At 49.9% G+C, this 25,515-nt stretch carries 22 protein-coding genes; 15 read left to right on the top strand and 7 right to left on the bottom strand.

The genetic code is table 11. The annotated features are described in order from the left end of the window. Positions 1-90: 90 nt before the first annotated feature. A complete protein-coding gene (locus KHS78_RS21110) occupies positions 91-2,313 on the bottom strand; it encodes a hypothetical protein (RefSeq protein ID WP_211830971.1) in 2,223 nt (740 codons plus the stop codon). Positions 2,314-2,594: 281 nt separating this feature from the next. On the opposite strand from KHS78_RS21110, the gene KHS78_RS21105 reads away from it, so the two are divergent. The 4 genes from KHS78_RS21105 (at position 2,595) to pstB (ending at position 6,161) form a co-directional block, all read left to right on the top strand. Beyond that, a complete protein-coding gene (locus tag KHS78_RS21105) occupies positions 2,595-3,440 on the top strand; it encodes a phosphate ABC transporter substrate-binding protein (RefSeq protein ID WP_211830969.1) in 846 nt (281 codons plus the stop codon). A gap of 88 nt (positions 3,441-3,528) precedes the next feature. Beyond that, on the top strand, positions 3,529-4,398 hold the full coding sequence (gene pstC / locus KHS78_RS21100; protein WP_211830968.1) for a phosphate ABC transporter permease subunit PstC: 870 nt from the start codon (positions 3,529-3,531) through the stop codon (positions 4,396-4,398). After that, positions 4,398-5,315: a phosphate ABC transporter permease PstA gene (gene pstA / locus KHS78_RS21095; RefSeq protein ID WP_211830966.1), complete on the top strand. Its 918-nt coding sequence runs from the start codon at positions 4,398-4,400 to the stop codon at positions 5,313-5,315. The genes pstC and pstA overlap by 1 nt, the downstream gene beginning before the upstream one ends. Positions 5,316-5,360: 45 nt before the next feature. After that, positions 5,361-6,161: a phosphate ABC transporter ATP-binding protein PstB gene (pstB, locus tag KHS78_RS21090; protein WP_211830965.1), complete on the top strand. Its 801-nt coding sequence runs from the start codon at positions 5,361-5,363 to the stop codon at positions 6,159-6,161. A 124-nt stretch (positions 6,162-6,285) separates the two neighbouring features. On the opposite strand, the gene KHS78_RS21085 is transcribed toward pstB, so the two are convergent. Next, positions 6,286-6,945: a hypothetical protein gene (locus KHS78_RS21085; RefSeq protein WP_211830964.1), complete on the bottom strand. Its 660-nt coding sequence runs from the start codon at positions 6,943-6,945 to the stop codon at positions 6,286-6,288. Between the two features lie 321 nt (positions 6,946-7,266). Between KHS78_RS21085 and KHS78_RS21080 the strand changes: the two genes are divergently transcribed. Continuing rightward, positions 7,267-7,845, top strand: coding sequence for a PhnA domain-containing protein (locus KHS78_RS21080; protein WP_211830963.1), 579 nt, complete (start codon positions 7,267-7,269; stop codon positions 7,843-7,845). Between the two features lie 46 nt (positions 7,846-7,891). Here the strand turns inward: KHS78_RS21080 and KHS78_RS21075 are convergent, their stop codons facing one another. The 3 genes from KHS78_RS21075 to KHS78_RS21065 form a co-directional block, all read right to left on the bottom strand. Then, on the bottom strand, positions 7,892-9,949 hold the full coding sequence (locus tag KHS78_RS21075) for an ankyrin repeat domain-containing protein (RefSeq protein ID WP_211830962.1): 2,058 nt from the start codon (positions 9,947-9,949) through the stop codon (positions 7,892-7,894). A 386-nt stretch (positions 9,950-10,335) separates the two neighbouring features. Further along, complete coding sequence (locus KHS78_RS21070) at positions 10,336-10,587, bottom strand: TfoX/Sxy family protein (protein WP_211830961.1); 252 nt, start codon at positions 10,585-10,587, stop codon at positions 10,336-10,338. A 150-nt stretch (positions 10,588-10,737) separates the two neighbouring features. Continuing rightward, on the bottom strand, positions 10,738-11,085 hold the full coding sequence (locus KHS78_RS21065) for a hypothetical protein (RefSeq protein ID WP_211830960.1): 348 nt from the start codon (positions 11,083-11,085) through the stop codon (positions 10,738-10,740). Positions 11,086-11,214: 129 nt separating this feature from the next. Here KHS78_RS21065 and mrcB point away from each other — a divergent pair, with 129 nt between their 5' ends. The 3 genes from mrcB to KHS78_RS21050 are packed head-to-tail and all read left to right on the top strand — an operon-like array spanning position 11,215 to position 14,368. Further along, the gene (gene mrcB, locus KHS78_RS21060) at positions 11,215-13,560 is read left to right on the top strand and encodes a penicillin-binding protein 1B (protein ID WP_211830958.1); all 2,346 of its coding nucleotides are present in this window, start codon (positions 11,215-11,217) and stop codon (positions 13,558-13,560) included. A gap of 48 nt (positions 13,561-13,608) precedes the next feature. Further along, the gene (locus tag KHS78_RS21055; protein ID WP_211830957.1) at positions 13,609-14,061 is read left to right on the top strand and encodes a tetratricopeptide repeat protein; all 453 of its coding nucleotides are present in this window, start codon (positions 13,609-13,611) and stop codon (positions 14,059-14,061) included. After that, complete coding sequence (locus KHS78_RS21050; protein ID WP_211830955.1) at positions 14,054-14,368, top strand: YqcC family protein; 315 nt, start codon at positions 14,054-14,056, stop codon at positions 14,366-14,368. The genes KHS78_RS21055 and KHS78_RS21050 overlap by 8 nt, the downstream gene beginning before the upstream one ends. Positions 14,369-14,439: 71 nt before the next feature. Here the strand turns inward: KHS78_RS21050 and KHS78_RS21045 are convergent, their stop codons facing one another. After that, complete coding sequence (locus KHS78_RS21045) at positions 14,440-14,904, bottom strand: DUF4124 domain-containing protein (RefSeq protein WP_211830953.1); 465 nt, start codon at positions 14,902-14,904, stop codon at positions 14,440-14,442. A gap of 581 nt (positions 14,905-15,485) precedes the next feature. Between KHS78_RS21045 and KHS78_RS21040 the strand changes: the two genes are divergently transcribed. The 4 genes from KHS78_RS21040 (at position 15,486) to KHS78_RS21025 (ending at position 20,471) form a co-directional block, all read left to right on the top strand. Then, positions 15,486-17,216 carry an acetolactate synthase 3 large subunit gene (locus KHS78_RS21040; protein WP_211830977.1) on the top strand — a complete coding sequence of 577 codons (1,731 nt, stop codon included), beginning with the start codon at positions 15,486-15,488 and terminating at the stop codon, positions 17,214-17,216. Further along, the gene (gene ilvN / locus KHS78_RS21035; protein ID WP_211830951.1) at positions 17,216-17,707 is read left to right on the top strand and encodes an acetolactate synthase small subunit; all 492 of its coding nucleotides are present in this window, start codon (positions 17,216-17,218) and stop codon (positions 17,705-17,707) included. The genes KHS78_RS21040 and ilvN overlap by 1 nt, the downstream gene beginning before the upstream one ends. Before the next feature lie 83 nt (positions 17,708-17,790). Then, positions 17,791-18,807, top strand: coding sequence for a ketol-acid reductoisomerase (ilvC, locus tag KHS78_RS21030; protein ID WP_211830949.1), 1,017 nt, complete (start codon positions 17,791-17,793; stop codon positions 18,805-18,807). A 125-nt stretch (positions 18,808-18,932) separates the two neighbouring features. Continuing rightward, positions 18,933-20,471: an aldehyde dehydrogenase family protein gene (locus KHS78_RS21025; protein WP_211830947.1), complete on the top strand. Its 1,539-nt coding sequence runs from the start codon at positions 18,933-18,935 to the stop codon at positions 20,469-20,471. A 43-nt stretch (positions 20,472-20,514) separates the two neighbouring features. On the opposite strand, the gene KHS78_RS21020 is transcribed toward KHS78_RS21025, so the two are convergent. After that, complete coding sequence (locus KHS78_RS21020; protein ID WP_211830946.1) at positions 20,515-22,281, bottom strand: trans-sulfuration enzyme family protein; 1,767 nt, start codon at positions 22,279-22,281, stop codon at positions 20,515-20,517. A gap of 177 nt (positions 22,282-22,458) precedes the next feature. On the opposite strand from KHS78_RS21020, the gene pssA reads away from it, so the two are divergent. The 3 genes from pssA (at position 22,459) to KHS78_RS21005 (ending at position 25,066) form a co-directional block, all read left to right on the top strand. Further along, entirely contained in the window at positions 22,459-23,289 is an 831-nt protein-coding gene (gene pssA, locus KHS78_RS21015) for a CDP-diacylglycerol--serine O-phosphatidyltransferase (RefSeq protein WP_211830945.1), read from the top strand. A gap of 89 nt (positions 23,290-23,378) precedes the next feature. Then, positions 23,379-24,434 (top strand): protein-methionine-sulfoxide reductase catalytic subunit MsrP, encoded by a 1,056-nt coding sequence (msrP, locus tag KHS78_RS21010; RefSeq protein WP_211830944.1) that lies wholly within the window; start codon positions 23,379-23,381, stop codon positions 24,432-24,434. After that, complete coding sequence (locus tag KHS78_RS21005; RefSeq protein ID WP_211830943.1) at positions 24,434-25,066, top strand: protein-methionine-sulfoxide reductase heme-binding subunit MsrQ; 633 nt, start codon at positions 24,434-24,436, stop codon at positions 25,064-25,066. Before msrP ends, KHS78_RS21005 begins: the two co-directional genes overlap by 1 nt. Positions 25,067-25,515: the final 449 nt, after the last annotated feature.

Here is a 25,515-nt window from a genome sequence, read left to right as displayed (position 1 = left end):
GTTTACCTGATGATAAGGCTGCACCTTGACTCAGTACTTTGGACGTTTCATTTCCTGTGAGCGGATATCCGTTTTTGCCAGTAGGGAAACTTAGTGTTGAACAACTGTGCTTGATGATATTTTTATGCGTTTTCTTGGGCGCTCGGTATGTTTTAATGTTTTTCTTTCATTGATGTAAAGTTGCCACTCTTGATCACTAATATCGAAGCAGTGATTAATGATTTTTTCTGCAGAGTTTAGTAGTGTATTAACATCTTCTTCCTTGATTCCCATTTCTTTGCTCTCTTTTATAAGTTGCTCTTTTTCTTTTTCATTATCTGTTTCAGGTAAAGTAATCTGTTTTGCTATCAGGGTTAATATCTTTGTATGACATTCTTTCTTTGTAATGTTACCTTCTTTTTCTATTTCTTTTATTATGTCACATAAATGACCATACTCTTGATTTTGAAACTGATTCCTCAGCGGTTTCAGGATGTCAGTGTCAAAATCTCCGTACGCTTGAGCCGTGTCGGCAACATTTATTGGTTGAGGTGGTTTTCTTTTAGAACGTTTTTTGGGTGCGTGTTTTTTCTGGGGGAAAAACTTTTCACGGGGTACAGCTCCGTCATTTTCTGAAGATGAATCATCAGACTCTGAGCTAGGATTAGGTTCAGAGTCTGACTTAGGTGCATCTTTTGCACTAGCTTCTAGTGCGTGGGTAAATTCTTCTTTATCTTTTTCGGTTGGCAGGACAATATAGTTTTTGAAATCCACTTCTTTTTGTTTAGTTTTATAATTACAAAGTATTTCTTGTTTATCGTTTATTTTTTTAGTCGCTATAACTTGTACGAGTAGGCTATCTAAAAACTGTCCTAAGTCTTTACGTGATACACATAATAAGGAGTCGTTTCCGATTCTTCTTTTATATGTGATCGTATCGTCGAAGTTAGTTATTAGCTCAGCATTGGCGTTTTCTTCGTCATGATTGATGAATGCTATTTCTTTTCTTCCAATAATACCTATCTCTAGGAAATTGTTTCCAGTCGCAAAATAAACTTCACTCCATGACACATATCGCTCATCATGAAGGAATTCATTTTCCTTTTTCAAGCTTACACTTGTACTCATGAGATAATGGCCAGATCTGCTTCGTAGCTGGTATCTATAAACAAACGTTCCCTCGTAATCCGCTATGAGCTCACGTGGGTCGCAGGTTCTTTTATAGAGAAAAACGCCCTTAGCATCAGCGTGTACTGGGCTAGATCTTACTTCTAATCCGCGCTTTTTACTGATCAATGGGCGTTCTATACCATCACTACACCTTTGCTTTGGATTAGATTTACTGGATGACGTAGATGTAGACTGAACAGATCGGGGACGTTCGATGGGAGTACTTGTATAGGCTGATGATGGTCCGGGTTGATTTGCTAATTGAGGAAGTTCGGGAATGGCAGTGTGCTGTTGCGGCGTAGGTAAATACTGTGTAGTGGGCGGTATCACCAATGCAGTAGATAAATGCTCTCTAGCAGGTCCGGGAGGTAACAAGATTAAGTCTTGTGTAGTTGCTGTTGATAGCTTGCTACTTGCTTGTGTTGCACTTGTTTGGTTGGCTTCAGTAGTGACTGATATGTGGGAAGATGTATCCGCAGGCGAACTCGCAGGCGGAAGTGTTTCAGGCCGAACAAGAAATACGGTTCTTGCTTGGATGTCTTTATTGGGGAACCAGCAGCGTGGACCTTCTAGCCGGGCTATCGCTTGTAGGGCGTCTTGGTACAGTGTTCTTGTGTATCTACGAAGAGAGACCACTAATTTAGATTGGTCTTCTGATTGGAAAAATGGAAAAAAATCTCTGATGACTTTTGTAGCAGCATTAGTGCCGGAGCTGTTAGTTGATGAGTAATTAACAATGGAATGCATCAACTGTGTATTTGTGTCATGAGTTAGTGGAATCGTTGGCACAGTGATTGTTTGTGTATGAGGGATTGTTGGTAAAGTCGTTGCGCCAGGTTCAGTCTGTATTGGCTGAGGGGCTTCTTGCTGAGGTGGTGCTTCTGTATGCACTGGCTGGATATCTTCTTGCTGAGGTGGTGCTTCATCCAGTATTGGAAGCAGCTTTTCTGTCAGTATTTTGATGGAAATCGCGTATTCGTATAGAGCTTGACGAAGAAAAAAACAGTCTTGATGTGTAAGAAAAGGCATTTGTTGCTGGAAATAAGACGTACTATCCCGCTTATCCGTATGGCTTATTCCCCTCATGAGATGGAGAGCAGCCCCTTGAGGTAATTGGATAGTAGGGATGGTGCTGGGTGTCCCGGTGCTGGAGACTGCTTGCATATATTACCTCATAAACACTGCATTGATTCTCCCTTTGGCAATTTATCGGGTAGAAAGTTAGCTTTAAGCTCTTGGCAAAAAGGTTTTATTTGCTGACAAAGTCATTCGTGCTTTCCTTGCTCCTGCATGATTGATGTGTTTTTGGCTGCTGGGTTTTGTAAAGAAACTATAAAGTGAGAGATGTTGTAACAAAACTGTCATCTAACCGACATATAACGGTCTCACCTGCTGGCTCAGGCCAGTTACTTTCTAGATAAGCTGATCCCCAAGAGGTCGAAGCAGTGAAGAAGACCGTACTGTCAATCGTAAGCGCAATCGGGTTGTCCGCCGTGCTGGTGGGTTGTGGCGGTAATGACTCCTCCACCGATACACGGGCTGTAAGTGTTTCTGGTTCTACCTCCGTGACGGAAGTGATGGAAGTGCTCGGCGAAACCTGGCAACAGGAACATACTGGCGCGGTGGTCGAAGTGCAGGGTACCGGTTCCTCCTCTGGTATCAAGGCCGCCAATGACGGTACTAGCGAGATCGGTATGACGTCTCGCAAGCTCAAGCCGGAAGAAGAAAAAGTCGGTATTACTCAGGCGGTGCTGGCGCATGATGGTATTGCTGTCGTCGTTAACAGCAAGAATCCGGTTACAGGTCTGACCACCGAGCAGATCGCAGACATCTTCAAGGGTGAAATCACCAATTGGAAAGCATTGGGTGGCAATGACCAGCCCATCGTTGTTGTGACCCGTGATCCGGCTTCCGGTACACGTGGTGCTTTTGAAGACATCATGAACCTGAAGTTCAAGGATGCGAACGGCAACGTGATCTCTGCCGTTTCCAACCGCGCCCAGGTGGCCAGCGGTAACGGTGTGGTCAAGACCACTGTGGCCCAGAATTCGTCTGCGATCGGTTACATCTCCCTGGGCACTGTCGATGGCAGCCTGAAGGCACTGGAAGTGAACGGTGTTGAAGCATCCAACGATACCATCGCCACGGGTGAATACACCGTAGCCCGTCCGTTTGTACTGCTCTACAACGAGCAGACCCTGACTGAAAATGGCAAGGCATTCTTGGACTGGGCACTGTCCGGCGAAGGTCAGGCGATTGTCGCGCAGCAGGGTTATATCCCGGTTATCTGATGTTCCTTACGTCATGCCGGTGCGGGGTAATCGCACCGGCATTGTCCTTTTTCCCAATGATGGACGTTGAGTCCTGTCGGTAATGTATATGACGGCAAACAGTCGACAGGCGCGAATGGATAAGGCCTTTCACAGCCTGTTTTTCCTCTGCGCCATAGTCAGTACGGTTTCCATTGGCGCCATTGGCGCATTCATTGTGGTTGAGGGGTTGCCCGCGCTGCATGAGACCGGTGTACTGAGTTTTGTCACTGGCACCCAGTGGAGTCCTCCGGTCTATTTCGGCATTTTGCCGATGATCAGCGGTTCCGTGGTGTCCACGCTGGGCGCGTTGGTGATTGGTGTCCCCATGGGGGTTCTGACAGCCATCTTTCTGTCAGAAGTCGCCCCGGAGAAGTACGCCACTATACTGCGTACCGCCATTGAATTGCTGGCTGGCATTCCGTCCGTCATTTACGGTTTCTTTGGCCTGGTCGTGATTGTGCCGTTGATCGAGCAGGTCTTTTCAGTGCCTGCCGGTAACACCGTGCTGGCCGGTATCGTGGTACTGACCATGATGATTCTGCCGACGGTGATCACACTGTCTGAAACTGCGATTCGTGCTGTGCCACAGACGTACCGTGAAGGTTCCCTGGCGCTGGGCGCTTCGAAGATGTTCACCATCTTCAATGTGGTGCTGCCAGCCGCGCGCTCCGGCATCATGACGGCCAGCATCCTGGGTATTGCACGAGCCATCGGTGAAACCATGGCCATTATTATGGTAATGGGTAACGCACCGATTATTGCCTCCAGCCTGCTGGAACCGGCCCGGACCCTGACCGCCAATATCGCCCTGGAAATGGCTTACGCCAGCGGCCTGCACAGCAGCGCGTTGTACGCCACCGGTATTGTGCTGTTTATCTTCATCATGCTGCTTAACGCCACCATGCTTTACCTGAACAGACAGAAGGCAGGTCGATAATGAATTCCAGTAGTCTTGCCCAGGCGGTTACCGAAGGGATTACGGAATCCACCGGTCGTGAACGTCCCATGCCGAATCCTTCCCTGCGTCGCTGGAAGGACCGGATGTTGATGGGCCTCATTATTCTGGCCACTGCCGCTACCACCGGTACCCTGTTGTGGATTCTCTGGCATATCGTCAGTAACGGTATTGGTCATGTGAACTGGTCGTTCCTGACGTCTAATTACACCCGTACCGGTGATACGTCCGGTATCTGGCCGATGATTGTCAGCACCGTTTACATGGTGGTGTTGTCACTGGGTATTGCGGCGCCTGTGGGCATCATGGGTGCGATTTACCTGACGGAATATGCACAGCCCGGCAGCCGGGTCGTGAAGGTCATCCGCTTTGCTACGGAAAGTCTGGCCGGTATTCCTTCCATTATTTACGGTCTGTTTGGTCTGACGCTGTTTGTGTCGACGTTCAAACTGGGCTTTTCCATTCTGGCCGGTGCGCTGACGCTGAGTATCGTGATCCTGCCCGTAATTATCCGTACAACGGAAGAAGCCCTGATGAGTGTGCCGACAGCCTACCGTGAAGGCTCCTATGGTCTGGGCGCATCCCGCCTGTACACCATCTGGCGACTGATTCTGCCCGGTGCGATGCCCGGTATCATCAGCTCACTGATTCTCTGTATTGGCCGGATCATTGGTGAATCCGCCCCGGTCTTCCTGACCGCCGGCATGGTGGCCCGGATTCCCGATTCCGTATTTGATTCCGGACGAACCCTGACGGTCCATCTCTACAAGCTGACCCAGGAACTGTTCTCCGTGCACGAGTGGAACCAGGCTTACGCCACCGCCACTGTGTTGGTGTTGATCGTACTGACGCTCAACATTATGACCCGATTACTGGCCCGCCGGTTCAACAAGGGCTGAGCTGTGGCCTGCCTATTGGGCAGGCCGACAGATTTTACCGAATTGATGATTGAGACTGAGAACATGGCGAACCCCGCTATCAACATCGAAGTACCTCACAGCAAGTTCAACGTAGATGACCTGAACCTCTATTACGGAGATAAACAGGCGCTGCACAATATTTCCATGGCGATTCCTGAAAAGCAGGTGACTGCGCTGATCGGTCCGTCCGGCTGTGGTAAGTCAACCCTGCTGCGTACCCTGAACCGGATGAATGACCTGATCCCCGGTGTTCGCGTGGAAGGCCGGGTGGCGCTGGATGGCCAGGATATCTATCACGATACGGATGTTCAGCAGCTGCGGATGAAGGTGGGGATGGTGTTTCAGAAGCCGAACCCCTTCCCCATGAGCATTTATGAAAACATCACCTACGGTCTGCGGGCCCAGGGGATCAAGGATCGCCGCTATCTGGATGAGATGGTAGAAAAGGCGCTGGAAGGCGCGGCCCTGTGGAATGAAGTGAAGGATCGTTTGCACGATTCCGCCATGGGACTCTCCGGTGGTCAGCAGCAGCGACTGTGTATAGCCCGGACTATCGCTATGGAACCGGATGTCATCCTGATGGACGAACCGACCAGTGCACTCGATCCTATCGCAACGGCCCGGGTAGAAGACTTGATGGACCGTCTGAGTCACGATTTCACTATCGTGATTGTGACGCACTCAATGAACCAGGCGCGTCGGATTTCCAGAAATACGGCATTCTTCCTGATGGGGGAACTGATTGAGTTTGATGATACTGATCGGTTGTTCATGACGCCCAGTGACAAGCGGACGCATGATTATATTACTGGTCGGTTTGGTTGATCTTATTTCATTCAGCCTTGATGAAATCACTGTGATTTTTCAATTATGACGCTCTGTTACTACCGTGATGCTTTATCACTATCACGGTAGTACCCAGCTGATGTTTTGTAGCGTAGCCTTAAATCTAATACGTTGTGCTTGTGCAACCATCCCATAAGTTATCAATGAATTCATGGGACCAGACCAGTACTCCAGGGGCATTGAATTCATCACCATAAAGCGATCGGCCTGCTCGATAGGCGAAGTCCATTGCAAAAATGGGTGAGCAGACGATGACAGGAAGTGAGGCAATGGCAACGGCGGCTAATAATATTATACCAACGACTTTAGCGCCATCGTCATCGAGAATGCATATAAAACAGCCCCCGGAGCTCATAGCTTTTCCTACGATATACATACCAAAGAAGGGCGATAATGCGATCGTCAATACAAAACCACCGATGCCGGCAAGGGTGATCAATGCGACACCACCGGCTTTTTTAATACAGCGCAGGAAGATGGAGCAACCTGTTTCTGGTGCCGTTTTTTCCTGTTTAATTTCGGTGAAATCATAGGGGGGAGGATCCTCCGGATAAATTGGATGCCCTTGATTCACAACTGGGAAAGAAGGATACCCCTGACCCTGATAAGCTCCATCTCCTGAATAGGGGGGAGGGGTCACACCATAGCCAAATGCGGTGGGAGGATTATAATCATCATCACGCATGATGGGGGCAGTAGCCGCTGTATTACCACCAGGGGGCGGTGGAGCCATGGATTGTTGTTTATCTATTGCTGAAGCCATAAAATAGAGGCCACTCCCTTAATTTTGTCTAGCAGCGCTTAGAGCTGTTCTACGTGTTAGATCAATTTTGAAAAAAATATTGATAAAAAATTTTGCTTCAATGGATATGACTCATTTTTTTCTTAGTAGTTCATTTGAAGGTGAAGATTTAAAGGGGTGAATGGTTCGCGCTTATCGAGCTATGAGGAATGTTATGGTATCTATTACTCTTTGTTGCTTTTAACCCTGTAATGATTCCATTTCTTTATATGCGTATTTGACGCAGAAAAGTGTTACCTGCTTTTTTGTATACTACGAGCTTATTTGATTAAGCAGTAAGTCATGACTATCGAACAAGATCTATATAGCCGCAGCGAAGGCTGCTGTGAGCTTTGTGGTGTTTCAGAAAATATTCATGTTTTGGAAGTGCCTCCGCGTACAGGCGGTAAGGTGGACGATTGTGTCTTGATTTGCCAGACATGTAGTGAACAGATTGAGTATCCTGACCGTGTGGATGTCCATCATTGGCGCTGCCTGAATGAAAGCATGTGGAGTCAGGTGCCAGCAGTACAGGTGCTTGCCTGGCGTATGCTCAAGCGGCTGAGTGGTGAATCCTGGGCGCTGGATTTGCTGGATATGCTGTATCTGGATGAAGAAACCCTGGAGTGGGCGGAAGCAACGGGCGAAAGCGATACCGACGAAGAAACGGTCAAACACGTCGATTGTAATGGGGTGGTTCTTGAAGCGGGCGATACTGTGATGCTAACCAAAGATCTTACTGTTAAAGGCGCAGGTTTTACTGCCAAGCGGGGTACGGCTGTGCGCGGTATCTCCCTGGTGCCTGATAACCCCGAGCATATTGAAGGGCGCGTTAATGGTCAGCAAATTGTTATTTTAACGAAGTTTGTCAAAAAAACATGACCACAGACAGGGTATGAATATTGTTTATTTATACCCTGTCTATTGTTTAACTGGATTCGCCAAGGCTGAAGAATAGATCGGGCTGTAACTCCAGTAAACTAGCAATTGTTTGTTGAGGTGTGCCTTCTATAATTTCCTTTCTAACCATTTTCCAAAAGGCATCACGTGCAAATGTTTTAAGACGGGTTGTCACGTTGGGCGCTAAAACTCTTTCTCCTTCTCTGTTAACGCGATAGCGAGCTTCCTGGTATGAATAGTATACAAATAAATTTTTTACTAAAGGGTCACTTGCTAGTATTAAGGCGGTTTTATTATCGGCATTAACAATTGAGAGGTCGGCGTTATTCTCAAGTAATAAACATACGCATCCATGAAATCCATTTAATGATGCAAGATGAAGTGCTGTGCAACCATCGTACCGTTGTATATTAATCAGTTCTCTTCCCAGGCCTGTATTAAGGTATTGAGTAAGCTGCGTGCAATTGTTACTCATAACCGCACTATGGAGTTTTGTATGGCCAAACTTATCTCGGTCAAAGTGGGTTCCTGTTTGTGTCGTATGATTTGTTGTTAGGATGCTTTCTGGGTTCTTGTGGCGTAACTGCCTGTTAGAACCCGAACATTCACTTCTTAAGTCAACTGGCAAATGTTCTGATAGCGAAGGAGCCAAGAGGCATGCCCATGGTTCGATATTTTGAACTCGTGCATAGACAAGTTGATACATGATCAGATACCGGTGTTCTGTATCGGAATTATTATTCCATGGTAAGTCTGAAGGGGCTGTGCGGAATCCAGTGATTCCGCTGTAGTGGAGTAAAAACTGTATTAATCTGGGGTCGCCAGATTTTATCGATTTTGGTAATAGATCGTCGATTGTTATGTCATCCAGCAGAATTATAGTGTTGGTATTAAAAAAACCAATAAACTCTCGTATGGTATCGCAATCTTCATTAAAAATGCAGGTTTGGAAAGCCTTGACTATCTGTTTATTCCATCGAATTCTGCTGTCTGTATCTCTTTGGTAGTCATTGAATTTAAGAAGTTGGCTTACAGATTTCTGCTGTCTGGCTGAAGCAGCAGCTAACAATGGTATTTGATTTTCAAAAAAAACGAGGCTGTTTGGGTTGGCTCCTTTTTGTATTAATGCTCTGATAAGTTTGTGCATGCCATTTTTTGTCGCTAATGAAAGGGTTTCAGTAAAAGAGATTTCTAATGATTCTTTTTTACAGTGCTCTATTATGAGCAATGCAAGATTATTCATGAGTAATGCAAGATTTTTTTCTCTAGATTTAAGATGCTTTTCTGCTGTGCGAACAGCTTCAAGTAGTAATCTATCCGGTCTTGATGAGGGTTTTTGAAAGGGGTAGTGCCATGTCTTACCCTCATATTTTATTATGGGGAGATGCTTTTTTCCGAATCTTATTAATATGATGCTACTGGTTGCGTTTTCTATGACGGAGATGTCGTTTAGGTCATCTGTTGTTATCTTTGTATGCAGTTCTAATTCTTTTATTTGTCCGTTGGATGCTGAAACAAAGACGAAATTTGTTTTGTCCTGATTAATGTAGATAAACTGCTTATGGTCATTTGTGTAGGCTATAAATGTTCCATTGTGAAAAGGTAATTGCCATGCCTCATCCTGTTTTATTACCGGAAAACGCTTTTTTCCGCATCTTATTAATAGGCTGTTGCTGGTTTTATGTATGACTGTTACGTCACTTGCCTCATCTGTTGTGAGTACTGTAGGTAGTGCTAATTCTTGTGCTTGTCCGTTGGAATCGGAAACAAAGGCGATTATTGCTTTTTCTTGATTAATGTATATAAGATGTTTTCGGTCACTTGTATAGTCTATGAATTTTCCCTTTGTATGATAAGGGTTTAAAAAGAAAGTACGTCTGACCACTAACTGCCTAGTCATGCGTTGAGTCAACCTTTTCGTTCTGGTACTGCTATCACTATCTGTATTTTGAGTGACCCATTCACGATTGACTGGTAAAGCATGTGATGCTGCCTGCTGCTCTTGTCGATGGAGGGTAGGAGGGCTGCTGATATCAAGCCTTGGTGAACCGAACATGGTTGCTTTCTCTTCGGAAAATAAAAACATGAAACTTAAGATCACTAAAACATGATGTCACTGACAGAGGGGCTTATCGTGTCTAACCAAAAGCGTATAGCGCTTTCATCATCCAGAGGATCAGTTGGTGAGGTTAAGCAATGGCCAAAAAAAGCCCGCTGTGTGGGCAGCGGGCAATATTACCGTGATTAGCCTGATGAGGAGATAACCTGCAGGGTTGTTTGACTGCATGCAAACAGAGGTGCAGGCCGTAAGATCATCACACCTTACGTGCAGATAATGATAATCGTTATCATTTAAATGGTCAAATAATAATCTTTTGGGATTTGTAATTATGTGTAACGGTTGGAGACGAGGCGGAGCAGGCGTGAGCGCTTTGCAGAGAATCGCTGCTGCATCTGAAAGCGCCGTGGCTGTTAGTCTCTTTCTCCTGCATCCTGCAGGAGCTGTTTTTTCAGGTCGGGTGAGAGGTCATTCCAGTGCGAATCCACCAAGGCACCCTCCAGCGCATACAGCAGCACCTTTGATACCTTGAATCCTCGTTCCCTGACTTTGACATAGGCGCCGACGGCACCATAGGACTGCAACTGGTCCCGATTGCGTATGCCTACCGCGTTGAGCCATTGCACAGAGGTCTTGCCCAGGTTCTTCAGCTCGATCAAATCCATTGATCTACTTCCTTTCCCTTGGTCGCCAGCCTGGCGCACAGTTATTCGCTGACAGAATACATGCCGTCTTGTTTGTAATGATAGCTAATTTTAATGGGGCAAAAACCCGGATGTGATTCTCAGACGGTGGAATTAATAAAGAAGCACGGATCAGATGTCTCGTTGATCATTTTTACGGTTAAGAATCACGATACTAAAGCCGGATTCTGTTTCTTTGACGGGCTCGGTATAGTAAACAACGGCACTTTCTACGGAATTCTGACGGTCATCCCGACTTAATACGCTCGCCCTGCAGATGTGCAGAACCTTTCCCCCACGTTGGACGCTGCGAATAAACTCGACTTTGCCCGGTGGCAGGGTGAGATCAATGCCCGGTTGGCGGGACTTTTCAATCGCAATCAATTGATTGCGTGCTTCTGCTGTGTCGCAGAGGGGGGTGCCCGTTGCCAGCAGGTGACTGGAGAACAGACAGCTCATCAGTAAAACCACGTTTTTCATAATAACATTCCTTTGAACAGGCGCCTGAGTCAGTATAGGTAAGGATTGGAGTACGCTGAGCGGTGAGAGTTCCCTCAAAACCGGCGTTTGCGTATTAGCCTGAACGGGGGTTTTCCATATAATCCGACCATGGCTGGAACGAAACGAAAAAGCAGCCGGCAACCCGCAAAACGTGCAGGGAAGTCAGGTAAGCGAAAAAATGAACCCAGGGGGCGCAGGCGCTGGCTGTCGCTGGTGTTGAAGTTTGGTATCGCCGGTCTGGCGGTGCTGATGGCTTTGATGGTCTATCTGGATGCGGTGGTCACCCGGAAATTCGAGGGGCGCAAGTGGGCGATCCCGGCGAAGGTCTATGCCCAGCCGCTGGAGCTCTATGCCGGGCTGCGACTGGATCCTGATCTCTTTCAGTTGCAGTTGCGCCGACAGGGGTACCAGCCGGTGAAACAGGTAGGCCGACCGGGGACGTTTTCCCGAGAGAATAACCGCTTTCATATCTATATCCGTGGCTTCCGTTTCCCTGATGGGCGGGAATCCTCGCGGCAGGTGATTGCTATCTTCCGGAATGGCACGCTGGCGGCGTTGGGGGATACGGCGGGCCGTGATGTGCCGGTGACCCGATTGGACCCTCAGTTGATGGGCAGCATCTCCCCGGCTACCCATGAGGACCGGATTCTTGTTCGGCTGGACCAGACGCCGAAGTACCTGGTGCAGACGTTGGTCACGGTCGAGGATCGTGATTTCTATGATCATTGGGGCCTGTCGTTCAAGGGGATTGCCCGGGCGATGTTTGCCAACGTCAAGGCGGGTGGGATTGTCCAGGGCGGCAGTACGCTGACCCAGCAGCTGGTCAAGAATTTCTTTCTCAGTAACGAGAGAACGCTGGTGCGCAAGGCCGAAGAAGCCTTGATGTCCTTGCTGCTGGAAATGCACTACAGCAAGGACGAGATCCTGGAAACCTACCTGAATGAGGTTTACCTGGGCCAGCAGGGGCAACGGGCTATCCATGGGTTTGCCCTGGCGAGCCAGTTCTATTTTGCCCGTCCGCTGCAGGAGTTGGATCTATCCCGGGTTGCATTGCTTGTGGCAATCGTTAAAGGCCCCTCCTGGTACAATCCTCGCCGGTATCCGGAGCGGGCGCTGGAACGCCGTAATCTGGTGCTCGACATGTTGGTTGAACATGGCGTTGTGACTGCCTCGGAAGCCAATCGAGCCAAGGGGCGACCGCTGGGCGTGGTACCGGTGGAGCGGCTTCAGGCCAATGCTTTCCCTGCTTATATTGACCTGGTGAAGCGTCAACTGAGAACGGACTATCAGGATAAAGACCTCGCCAGTGAAGGCTTGCGCATATTCACCAATATGAACCCAGTGGTGCAGCATCAGGCTCAGGAGAGCCTGACCCGTAAACTGAAACAGCTGGATCGGAAGGGCAAGCCGCCGCTGGAAGGCGCGATTGTCGTCACCGATGCCCGCACTGGGGATGTTCAGGCGGTTGTCGGGGGGCGCGATCCTGGTTTCGCCGGGTTTAACCGGGCCCTGGATGCTCGACGCCCCATTGGCTCATTGATTAAGCCGGCCGTATACCTCACCGCGCTCATGCGGCCGGAGCAGTACACCCTGGCAACCCTGATCAATGATGCGCCGGTTAGCGTAAAGCTGGCGAATGGTCAGCTCTGGGAGCCGGGTAACTTTGATCGCAAGACCCACGGTCAGGTGCCGTTATATCAGGCGCTGGCGAAGTCTTATAACCTGGCGACTGCACAACTGGGTATGGACCTTGGCGTTGAGCAGGTCGTTAAAACGCTCCGGAGCATGGGGTTGAGTGGGCAAGTCAACGCCTATCCATCGCTGCTGTTAGGTTCACTGGACTTGAGCCCCCTGGAAATCGCTGCCATGTATCAGACGCTGGCATCGGGCGGTTACCGGGTACCACTGCGAGCGATCAATGCGGTGCTGGATTCGCAGGGTAATCCCCTGAGGCACTATTCTCTGGCGGTGGAGCAGGTGTTTCCGGCATCGTCCATGGCGTTGATCCGTTATGCCATGCAGGAAACGATGCGAACGGGAACCGGCAAAAGCGCTTACCGGGCGATCCCGGATTCGATCTCTCTTGCCGGAAAAACCGGTACCTCGGATGAACAGAGGGATAGTTGGTTTGCCGGCTTTTCCCGGGATACGCTGGCGGTTGCCTGGTTAGGCTATGACGATAATGCGCCCACGCATCTGACAGGCGGTACCGGTGCCTTGAGGGTATGGTCGGATCTGATGCGTCAGCGCCCACTGAAGTCACTGCCAAAAGCGTCAGGCGATAGCATTCAGTGGGTGACCGTGGATGAAAAAACCGGATTGCTGGGGAGTCAATCCTGCAGCCAAAGTCGTGTGCTGCCCTTTATCGAAGGTTCAGCGCCTAAAGGCAGGGCGCCATGTGCCGGGGAAGAAAAGGACTCTGTGGTAGACTGGTTTCGTGCACTGTTTGAGTAGTGAGCTTTTATGGTTGGGGTGAGTGCTGTTTCTCATCGGCAGGATGTTTTGACGCTGCATTGGCTGCGTCCGCTGCTGGTTCTGTTTTTGTTGTTGTCAGGCGGTTGTAGCCTGCAGCCTTCTTTAATCCCATTGCAGGCTATCTGGTCTGCTAATCCCTCCATGCTCATCCGGCTTGAGCAGGAAACCGCCGTCGGTCGCCCGGCGGCGGTCAGCAGCCTGCTGGAGAGCAGCCGTCAGCAATGGCTCGGTGGTAATCCTGATAATGGTCTGGTGATTTTGCATCGGGCACTGCGCATCAGTCCCGATGATCCACTGGTGTATTACTATATGGCGATGATGCAATCGGCATTGGGTGAGTTTCATGAGGCCTCACAGTTGGCCCGGCGCAGTCTCACCCTGACGGATGCCCCGTTGATGCGTGAGCAGGTTCGTCTTTTTCTGGATCAATTGAACCGGTCGACAGGACCGGATATACAAGGTAAGCAAACGCGTGTCTGAAGCTGTACGGATTTTATTGGCAGAGCTGGAAGCAGAGTTAAAAGGTCAGGCGCTGTGGGAGGCAATGCCGCCTTCACCGGAAGCATTGGCAAGCACCAATCCTTTTTGTGTGGACACCTTGGCATTCACCCAATGGCTGCAGTGGATTTATATCCCCCGTCTGCGAGCCATTATGGACCATGGTGCCGCGTTACCGACAGGCAGTGATATCAAACCGTACGCGGAAGAAGCTATCAAGCCTCAGCAGATTGAACACCGTCAGAGCCTGCTGGAATTGATTGGGCAGCTAGATTGGCAGATGCGCTGATTAAAACAAGAAGTAATGATCGTTTTTACGAGTAGCTAACCAGAATGCTGCTACCCGCAAAACCGGTGGAGTTACTCTTCTCTTCCTTCGCAATAGGCGGTAATCGCCTCATCGGCATCCCTGAGTTGTTCCAGCTTTTCTTCATGGCTGAGCATACGGTACGTGCCGTCTGCCTGTTTGATCTGGATACGGTGGCTGTTGAGCAGACTTTTCCGGTTAGCTAATGCCCGGTCGCAGGCTTCCCGTTTCTCTTTATCCAGTTGCCTGAGTTGTTCTTCATACTCTGCCGTGTTCTGGCTTGCAGCCGGTGGAGAGTTGAGCTCGTTGTTCGCAGGGGTTGACGACTTCTCAGTGCCAGTGGCATTGGGCTTTTCCATCCCTTCGACGCTGCCTTTAAACGTCTCCGGTGGTTTCGTGCCAAAGTGAACGGTGCCGTTGGCATCTTTCCAGCGGTATATCTGCTCGCTCATGGCGGGAGAAGAGACGAGCATCAAAATAAGGCCGATCAGGGTAAACGCTTTCATATTGGTGATCATTTGTTGTTATTGCTTCTTTAACTTTAGCGTGATCTTACCGCAAAAAGCATTCCCTGTTATGTGCGGCAATACGCAGGCCTCGTTGTGGAATAGGCGAACGCGGAATCTTGGACGAATCCCTATTGACAATCGGGGTGAGTGAGCGCAGGCGTGCTATTGACACTTCACGGTGAAAATTCAACAATGGCCCCACCTGGCGCGCCGGTAGACACAATCTGCCGGTAAGGCAATTCAAGTGACAATAACAATACAGCACCGGGGTCAGGTTCTGCGACCATTCAGAATCTGGATGTTACCCGGTCTGCATTCCGCAAGCGTTACCCGCACAGGAATGTAATGGTCTTATACGACAAGGCCCTTTTAAGTCTGATTTACGAGCGCTGGCCACTGGCATGCCAACGTTGTGCAGGGAAACACCACCGACGTAACCGGATTACGCGACGCGCTGCCACTGGCTGACAATAACAACATAGAATCCGGCTCGGCTTTGGCAGGTCTACCGATGCGGTAAGGCCATGCAACACAGCCAAGGCGTCCCGGAAAAGACAATGATCGGTGAACTCGTGACTGAGGGTAAGCAAGTGGAATTACTATCCGGTGCGGACATGGTGGTTCGCGCCCTCGCCGATGAGGGGGTCGAGTATATCTACGGCTACCCGGGCGGCGCCCTTCTCCATGTCTATGATGCGATTTTCCGTCAGGACAAAATTACACATATTCTTGTGCGCCATGAACAGGCGGCCACTCATATGGCGGATGGCTATGCCCGTGCCAGTGGAAAGGCTGGTGTGGCGCTGGTGACATCTGGGCCCGGAGCCACCAATACCGTTACCGGTATTGCCACCGCCTATATGGACTCCATTCCCATGGTCGTGCTTTCCGGTCAGGTGCCGTCTGAGTTTATTGGCACAGATATGTTCCAGGAAACGGACATGGTGGGCATTTCCCGGCCAATCGTAAAACATAGTTTCCTGGTCAAGCGTGCTGAGGATATTCCGGAAACCATCAAGAAAGCGTTTTATATCGCCCAAAGTGGTCGTCCCGGGCCGGTTGTAGTTGACCTGCCAAAGGACATTACGGATATCAGCAAGAAGTACGAATACAGTTATCCGAGCAAGGTCAAGATTCGCTCTTATGCGCCGCCGGTCAAAGGACATAGCGGTCAGATTCGTAAAGCGACTGAACTGTTGATGCAAGCCCGGCGTCCTGTGTTGTACGCCGGTGGTGGTGTTGTGCTCGGCAAGGCGTCGGAACAACTCACACATCTGGCTAAGAAGTTCAATTTGCCCGTGACCAATACCCTGATGGGCCTGGGTTCATTCCCGGGTAGCGATGAACAGTTCATTGGCATGCTGGGTATGCACGGTAGCTACTGTGCCAATCTTGCCATGCATCACAGTGACCTGGTGATCGCTGTCGGTGTTCGCTTTGATGATCGGGTCACCAACAGTACCGCCAAGTTCTGCCCTACAGCCAAAGTCGTTCATATCGACATTGATCCGGCCAGTATCTCCAAGAATGTTCCAGCGGATGTACCCATTGTGGGACCGGTTGATACGGTACTGAATGACATGCTGGAACTGGTAGAAAAAGAGTATGAGCTAGACAGCAATGCGTTGAAAAACTGGTGGAAGCAGATTGATGAGTGGCGCAGTAGCCGCGGTGGTGGTCTCTTCAGTTATGACCGGGGTGATGAATCCATCATCAAGCCGCAGCAGGTGATTGAAACCCTGTATGAAGCCACCAAAGACCGGGATACTTTCGTTACCTCGGATGTTGGCCAGCATCAGATGTACGCTTCCCAGTATTACCGGTTTGACAAGCCTAACCGTTGGATCAACTCCGGCGGCCTCGGCACCATGGGCTTTGGTTTGCCGGCTGCCATGGGGGTGAAACTGCATTATCCCGATGCTGAAGTCGCCTGCGTGACCGGTGAAGGCAGTATCCAGATGAATATTCAGGAACTGTCCACCTGTCGTCAGTACGACCTGAATGTGAAGATCATCAACCTGAACAACCAGGCATTGGGCATGGTACGACAGTGGCAGGATATGCAGTACAACAGCCGCTACGCCCATTCCTATATGGAATCCCTGCCGGACTTCGTCAAGCTGGCGGAAGCCTATGGCCATGTGGGCATCAAGGTCACCAGTCCGTCTGACCTGGAACCGGCGATGCATGAAGCGTTCAGCCTCAACAACCGTCTCGTCTTCCTGGATGTGGATGTCGATCCTAACGAACATGTGTACCCAATGCAGATCCGTGAAGGTTCCATGCGGGATATGTGGTTAAGCAAGACGGAGCGGACCTGATGCGGCGTATTATTTCAGTACTGGTAGAAAACGAACCCGGCGCTCTGTCACGTATCGTCGGTCTCTTTTCCCAGCGAAACTACAACATTGAAACACTGACCGTGGCGCCGACCGAAGACCCGACCATGTCGCGTCTGACAGTGACCACCATCGGTAAGCCCGAAACCATTGAGCAGATTACCAAACAGCTCAATAAGCTGATTGATGTCGTCAAGCTGGTGGACCTGACCGAAGGGGCACACATTGAGCGGGAGCTGATGCTGGTGAAGCTCAAGGCGTCCGGCCCGCTGCGGGCAGAAGTGAAACGTTGCGCCGATATCTTCCGGGGGCAGATTGTGGATGTGACGCCATCGGTCTATACCATCCAGCTCGCCGGTACCGGAGAGAAGCTGGATGCTTTCCTGGAAGCGGTCGGTGAAAGCACGATCCTGGAAGTGGTGCGCAGCGGCGTGACCGGTATCGCGCGGGGTGAGAAGGTCCTGAGTCTCTAGGGCTGTGAAATGAACTGTTCGTCATTCGAGCAGTCTGAATAATGAATGATAAGTGTGGGTTGGAAACGAGGAGTCCGGGATAAATGAAAGTATATTACGACAGAGACTGTGATCTCTCCATCATCCAGAACAAGCGCGTGACCATTGTCGGCTACGGTTCCCAGGGGCACGCCCATGCCAACAACCTGAAGGATTCCGGCGTTGAGGTGACAGTTGCTCTGCGTAAGGGATCAGCATCCTGGAGCAAGGCAGAAAGTGCTGGCCTGGCGGTAAAAGAAGTGGCGGAAGCGGTCAGTCAGGCGGATGTGGTCATGATTCTGACCCCTGATGAGTTCCAGGCGCAGCTGTATCGCAATGAGGTCGAACCCAACCTGAAAGAAGGTGCAACCCTGGCGTTTGCCCACGGTTTCTCTATCCACTACAACCAGGTTGTCCCACGTGCCGATCTCGACGTCATCATGATCGCGCCCAAGGCGCCGGGTCATACTGTACGTTCCGAGTTTGTGAAAGGTGGTGGTATTCCTGATCTGGTAGCGATTTACCAGGATGCTTCTGGCAACGCAAAGCAGTTAGCACTTTCTTATGCTGCCGGCGTGGGCGGTGGTCGTACCGGTATCATCGAAACCACGTTCAAAGATGAAACTGAAACCGATCTGTTCGGTGAGCAGGCAGTGCTGTGTGGTGGTGCGGTTGAACTGGTCAAGGCTGGTTTTGAAACGCTGACCGAAGCCGGTTATGCGCCGGAAATGGCTTATTTCGAGTGTCTGCATGAGCTGAAGCTGATTGTCGACCTGATGTACGAAGGCGGCATTGCGAATATGAACTACTCCATCTCCAACAACGCGGAGTATGGAGAGTATGTGACAGGTCCTGAAGTCATCAACGAAGAGTCCCGTCAGGCGATGCGCAATGCGCTCAAGCGTATCCAGAACGGTGAATATGCCAAGATGTTCATCTCGGAAGGCGCGACGAACTATCCGTCCATGACTGCGTATCGTCGCAACAATGCTGCACACCCTATTGAGCAGGTGGGTACCAAGCTGCGTGAGATGATGCCATGGATTGCAGCGAACAAGCTGGTGGATAAAGACAAGAACTGATTGTTTTTTCGTATTAAAAAGGCAGGGATTATCCCTGCCTTTTTTGTATCAGTAGCTCAGTAGGGGGGGTACGATAGTTTTGATTACTGGTAATAATCACAATAAAAATGAATCCGGAACCAGCCATGAACGACATTCCTGTTAATAATCCCGTTACGGGTGCCTCCCTCTATACGATTGAAGATCCGTCAGAGTTTGACATCAGGGCTGCCTTTGCCAAGGCGAGGGAAGGATCAGCGAAACTTCGGCAAACATCCGTTAAAGAGCGTCAGGCAGAAATTCGTCGCCTGATCGATTACTTGATGGCGAACAGGGAGCGTCTGCTGGATCGTATTGTTGAGGAAACGGGACGTTGCCGAACCGATGCGATGATTTCCGATTTGTTTCAGCTAGTGGAAGATTGCCAGTGGCTGGTGGATAACGCCCATAAGGTACTGCGTGATCAGAAAGTCCCAACGCCCATCACCTTGCTGGGAAAAAAATCCCGTATTTATCATGAAGCCCGGGGCGTGGTACTGGTGATATCCCCCTGGAATCTGCCGTTGGCTATTGCCGTGACGGCAGCCATGTTTGCGTTTGCGGCAGGCAATGCCGTGATCATTAAACCCTCCGAGCAAACGCCGATGGCTGATGTTTTTAAAGAGATAGTCAGTCTGTCGCCGTTATTGTCAGAAGCGCTGACAGTTGTGCAAGGCGGTGGCGAAACCGCACAACAACTGATTGCCATGCGTCCTGACATGATTGCCTTCACTGGCAGTGGGCGTACCGGTAAAAAAATTCTGGCGCAGGCGGCACCGATGGTGGTTCCTGTGGTGATGGAGCTGGGCGCCAAGGATGCGATGATTGTCTTTGATGATGCGGATATGGATCGAGCCGTCGCCGCAGCCACCTGGGGAAATATGCACAACAGTGGTCAGAGTTGTACGGCGACGGAGCGACTGTTTGTGCATGAGGCCATATACGACACATTCGTTGAACGCCTAAAAAAAGAACTCGAAGCCAGCACGTTAGGGTTGGATGGTAATGCGGATGTTGGTGCGATCACCACTGACTTCCAGGCCGAGATCATTGACAGACAACTGGCAGATGCCAGGGAAAAGGGCGCCCGTATTCTTTGTGGTGGCCAGCGTCTGGAAGCCGGCAGTCGTTTTTTTCAGCCGACACTCGTTGCTGATGTCACTGAAGATATGTCGATTGCTAAGGAAGAAACGTTTGGCCCGGTAGTATCTATCTATCGTTTTACCTCTGAAGAAGAAGTCATTGCCCGACATAATGCCTGTGATTTCGGTTTGAGCACCAGTTTGTGGACACAAGATACGACGCGGGCCGATCGGGTTACCCGGGCATTGGAAACCGGTTGTGTCAACATTAACAATGTCATGCTCACGGAAGGGAATGTGCACCTGCCGTTCGGCGGTGTGAAGTATTCCGGTTATGGCCGTATGAAAGGTGCTGAAGGGTTGCTGGGAATGACACGCTCCAAAGCTGTCTTGATTGATTCGACCCGAGGAAAGCGTGAGCCTAACTGGTATCCCTATTCCAGCGACAAGCTGGCGCTGATGGATCGTCTGTTGGCAACCGTAGTACGTCCAGCCGGATTACGAAAACTGATCTCTCTTGCAGGGGTTGGTTTGGCGATAGAGAAACTGGTACGGCGAAAATAAAATGAGAGTTAAGGTGAGGCGCTACAATAGCGCCTCACTTCGTTTACAGACAACTTTCTATATGCGCAGTATGTGTTTCAAGGTAAATACTTTTCAGCAACAGGTTAACAGCATCCTGCCCAATAAATTGTGAAGAGAAACCGGGGAGCACAGGATCAATATGGCATTCTGCCGCTGCGCGGAAATGGGTAATCAGATCCAACGGGTTCTCATTGCCCATGGCAATTCGAATAGTGGTTGGGGTAATACCGGCATCTTCGAGTGCCTGTTCGCTGAGTTCTGAATGTGACGTCAGCGCTGGACAGAGTAGTAAGGTGTTGCTCTGACCCAGGCTGACCATATGGCTGAAAGCCGGTTCCAGTGCATCAAAGAATCGGGTGAACGCTTCTTTTGGGATACCGGCCTGCTCAAAATCAATACTGAACAATGGGCTGGGTAATCCCAGGTATTGCTGCTGTTGGCAAAGCGCACGATTCGGATTGCTGGCAATGGCGTTACTGTTCACCTGTATCGCTGGGTGAGATTCAAGGAATGCTGCGAATACCCGGGTATTGATGCATTTACCGAGCATCCGTGATTCCAGGGTTTTCATGCCGTTGTACACATCCAGCGCCTTATCGGCATCCAGAAAGCTGCCTTTTATATAGTACACATCCCAGAACAGGCTTTTTTCCCAGCTGAGCCCATTCGCCGTATCGCCTTTCGGAATGAACATCTGGTGATTTTTACCAATCACAACACCGGCGGTTGTACTACCGCTGCCGGAGATGTCCTTGGTGTAGCTGTGGATCAGGAAATCCGGCCGTTTTGCTTCGTCAGTATGTTGCAGCGGTTTTTGCAGGAAAGGGGTCGCGAGTGTGGCGTCCAGCATCACGGTATGGTTGTGCTGGTGGGCAAGCTGGCAGATGGCGGGAACATCCAGGACATAGCCGTGGGGGTTACAGGGAGACTCTATATAAATGCTGAGTTTTTTGCCGTTGTTCAATGCATCAGCAAATTGTGCTCGGGTGTCGTTAAGTAGCTGCTCGAAATCCTCACGGGTATAGCCATCAAACCAGATCAGCTCAACGGCTAGCCGATCCTTTTGCGCAAAATAATCATGCAGCAGCTGGTGGGTGCCACCGTAGACATTGCGTGAAACGATCAGGATATCGCCCTGATGCAGCTGGTTACTCAGCAGGGCATCAATAGCCGCCATGCCACTGTTGAAATTCCAGGCTAGATATTCATCGGCCAGTGGGCCAGCCTCAAGATCGACGATGCTGTTGGCAAGCGCCATGGCCGTCGGGTTCAACAACCGGGTGTAGATTGGATGTGTGCTTTCCCGACCGTGGAATGCATCGTCAACCCATTCTGTGCAGGCATAAAGATAAGTCGCTGTTCTTACCACAGCGGGTGTGGCTGAAAATAAGGCACTGACATTGCAGAACAGGGGATGTTCACCTTTCACAGCACGGCTTTTGTCAGAGAAGGAGAGCGCTCGATAGTCTCCCTTCATTGATGGTTGCAAGGTATCAATCAGCTTGGCCAGCTGGAAACAGAGGAATTTCTTGGCATTGAAGTAACTGATTCGGTCAGTGTGGGACAGGGTATCCAGTGCGCTGAGTGTTGTACTTACCAGTTCGTCAATGCTCTGGCCGGATTGATACAGGTGGCTGGTGACATGGTTGAGCTTTTCGCCAATGGCAGAGTGGGGATCAATACCAAAATGCTGCAATTGCTCAATCGATAGTTCATCAATCGAACGGGCCGATGAGGTGTTTCTCCGGGGGGAAAGGCGGCGGGCGGGTGCTAACGTGTCCATGCTCATGGTGTTATTCCTTTTTTATCCCTTGAGAGCTACTTTATCCCTGCCGTTTGCGTTCAGGCAAACCTGTCTGCATTACGATGGTACCAAGTTAGCCCTTTATTGATCTGTATACACAAAGCAAAAACATTTCGTGATAAAGTGAGTGCCTCTTTTTTCTCAGTATCCGGAAACGCGTAAATGGTTGACCAACCGGAAAAGAAAGACGACTCAGTCGTTGATGCCATGCTGCCAGTAGACGAGCATGTCGAAGAAGTGGCGGAAGACGGGCAACAGGTCCGCCGCAAAGGGATTTATCTACTGCCCAACCTGTTCACAACAGGTGCGTTGTTCTGTGGTTTTTATGCGGTTGTCAGTGCGATGTCCGGTGCGTTCAGCGCGGCGTCCATTGCGATTTTTGTTGCCATGATTCTGGACGGATTGGATGGTCGTGTTGCCCGCCTGATCAATGCCCAGAGCAAGTTTGGCGCAGAGTATGACAGCCTGTCTGATATGGTCTCTTTTGGTGTGGCACCAGCGCTGGTGGCCTTCAGCTGGGCACTCCACGATCTGGGCAAGTTTGGCTGGATGGTTGCTTTCATCTATGCCGCCTGTGCTGCCCTCCGACTGGCGCGCTTCAATACGCAGGTTGAAACCGCCGACAAGCGATTCTTTACCGGACTGCCAAGCCCGTCAGCCGCCGCCGTTGTTGCGGGTATGGTCTGGGCGTTCAGTGACTATGGGGTTGATGGCTCCAATATCGCGATTGCCATTCTGGCTGCTCTGATCACTGGCCTGTCCGGCATCATGATGATGAGCAACTTCCGTTATAACAGCTTCAAGCAGCTGGACTTCAAAGGGCGTGTGCCGTTCTTCTTTATTCTGGTTGTGGTGCTGTGCTTCGCGGTGATCTTTACGGATCCGCCCCGTGTGCTGTTATTGATCTTCCTGGCTTATGCCTGCTCAGGTCCGATCATGTCCATCATGAATCTTGGTGGGGTAGGGACTAAGAAGGCTGAGTCCGGCCACTAACGAAAGTCTGGATCCTTTGAATCCAAAAGACACCAAAAAGCGTTATTGTTTAAAGCAATAACGCTTTTTTTCGTTAGGGGGCAAGAATAATGCTGATAAAGAAGCCTGAGCCCATTGCCAGCAGCGAGATTACATCGGAGACGATCTACGCTGATCGGCGGTCTTTTATCAGGAAAGCAGGGCAGCTCGCCTTGTTAACCATGGGGGGAGGGTTTCTGGCGGGCTGTGATGCGTCAGAGTCTTTAGCCGAAAAAACGTCACAACCGCCATCGTCTTCTGACCCTTCAAACTATCAGGGTATTCGTGACTATCCCGCGCCAGACTGGTTACGGGAAAAAGTAACAGGTTACCAGTCTTCTGATTTTGTGACGGACGAAGCACTGACGCCGTATACCGATGTTGCTCGTTATAACAACTTTTATGAATTCGGAACCGGCAAGGAAGATCCTGCCAAATACGCCGGTGAGTTTAAAACCGATCCCTGGTCTGTCGTCATAGAAGGCGAGGTTGAAAAGCCCGACCGTTACACTCTGGAAGATATTCTCAAACCCCTGACGATGGAAGAGCGAATTTACCGGCTTCGTTGTGTCGAAGCCTGGTCCATGGTGATTCCCTGGGTTGGGTTTCCACTAGGGAAGCTGCTGCAGCGATTCAATCCAACCTCCCGGGCCAAGTTTGTCGAATTTACGACACTGCATGATCCGGAGCAGATGCCCGGTCAAAAATCCGCATTCAGTTATATCCAGTGGCCTTATGTGGAAGGGCTTCGTATGGATGAAGCCATGCATCCGCTGACATTGCTGGCCGTTGGTTTGTACGGAAAAACACTTCCCCCACAGAATGGTGCACCATTGCGGCTGGTGGTTCCCTGGAAGTATGGCTTTAAAAGTATCAAATCGATTGTGAAGATACGGTTGCTGGAGACCCAGCCGAAAACCTCCTGGCAGTCTATTGCGTCAAGTGAATATGGGTTCTACGCCAATGTGAATCCTGCCGTGGATCATCCTCGCTGGAGTCAGGCCCATGAACGACGTTTGCCAACATCACTGTTTAACCCAAACCGCATCGAAACCCAGCTGTTCAATGGTTATGCCGAAGACGTGGCACACCTCTATCAGGGCATGGATTTGAAAAGGAGCTTCTGATGACAGTAAAAAGGTGGGTAACTGTCAGCAAGATTCCAGTGTTCCTTTTATGCTTATGGCCATTAGGGTGGGTGGTAACTGCTGCCTATCAAAATACGCTTGGCCCTGATCCCGCCAAAGCCATTGTGCTTTTTATGGGTATTTGGGCATTACGCTTTTTGTGTATTACGTTGGCGGTCACACCTCTAAAGCGTATCTTGAAGTTTTCACAGTTACTGCGCTTTCGGCGAATGCTGGGTTTGTATGCGCTGTTTTATGCCGTATTGCACGTTGCCGCGTATTTCTTCTTCCTGCTGAATCTTGATGTGGCTGAGCTTTATCAGGATTTGTTCAAACGACCTTATATTCTGGTTGGTGCAATGGCGCTGATTTTGTTGATTGCGCTGGGGGTGACCTCCCCTCGCGCGGTTATGAAACGTATGGGTAAAAACTGGCAAAAGCTTCACAGGATGATTTACGTTTCAGTGCTGTTGGTCCTGTTGCACTATTTATGGTTATCCAAAAGTGGATACGGCGAGCCATTGCTCTATGTACTCATTGTCGTGGCGTTACTTGGCTACCGCCTTATTCCTCATATAAACCCCCTAGTTAGAGCCTTCGTTTCTGGTCGGGCTGTGGATAAAGACGGTTGACACTGCAAGTTTGATCCCTATAATTCGCCTCCTGTTGCGGTCAGCTTCTTAGCGACCCGGTCGTCAAACGCAGGATTGTCCACAGGATGAAACGAGCGATTGACACAAGGCCGAAACGCTGTAGAATGCGCCGCCTGTCAACGAGCTTCGCTCTCCGGTTCACCGGACGAAACAAGCGCTTGACACTGAAGTCCGCCACTGTAGAATGGCGGCCTCGCTGAAGCGGGCAAGGTTCTTCGGAACGCAGCCTGGACATCTTCAAAGAGCTGTTCTTTAACAAATTATCAAGCAATTCGTGTGGGCGCTTGCTCGGATGAGAAACGTTATTTCTTCGGAAATAACCAAAGATTTTCATCATGAGTAAGCACCACTTGTTAATTCATTACGAATGATAGGTAGTTCTTGCGAACTGATGAGCCAGATTTGATGCCTTAAGCATCAGTTAGATT

The sequence above is a fragment of the Kistimonas asteriae genome, from assembly GCF_018263925.1.
Lineage (GTDB): Bacteria > Pseudomonadota > Gammaproteobacteria > Pseudomonadales > Endozoicomonadaceae > Kistimonas > Kistimonas asteriae.
Note: the sequence above shows the minus strand (reverse complement) of the source record. Positions and strands in the feature narration are given on the sequence as shown.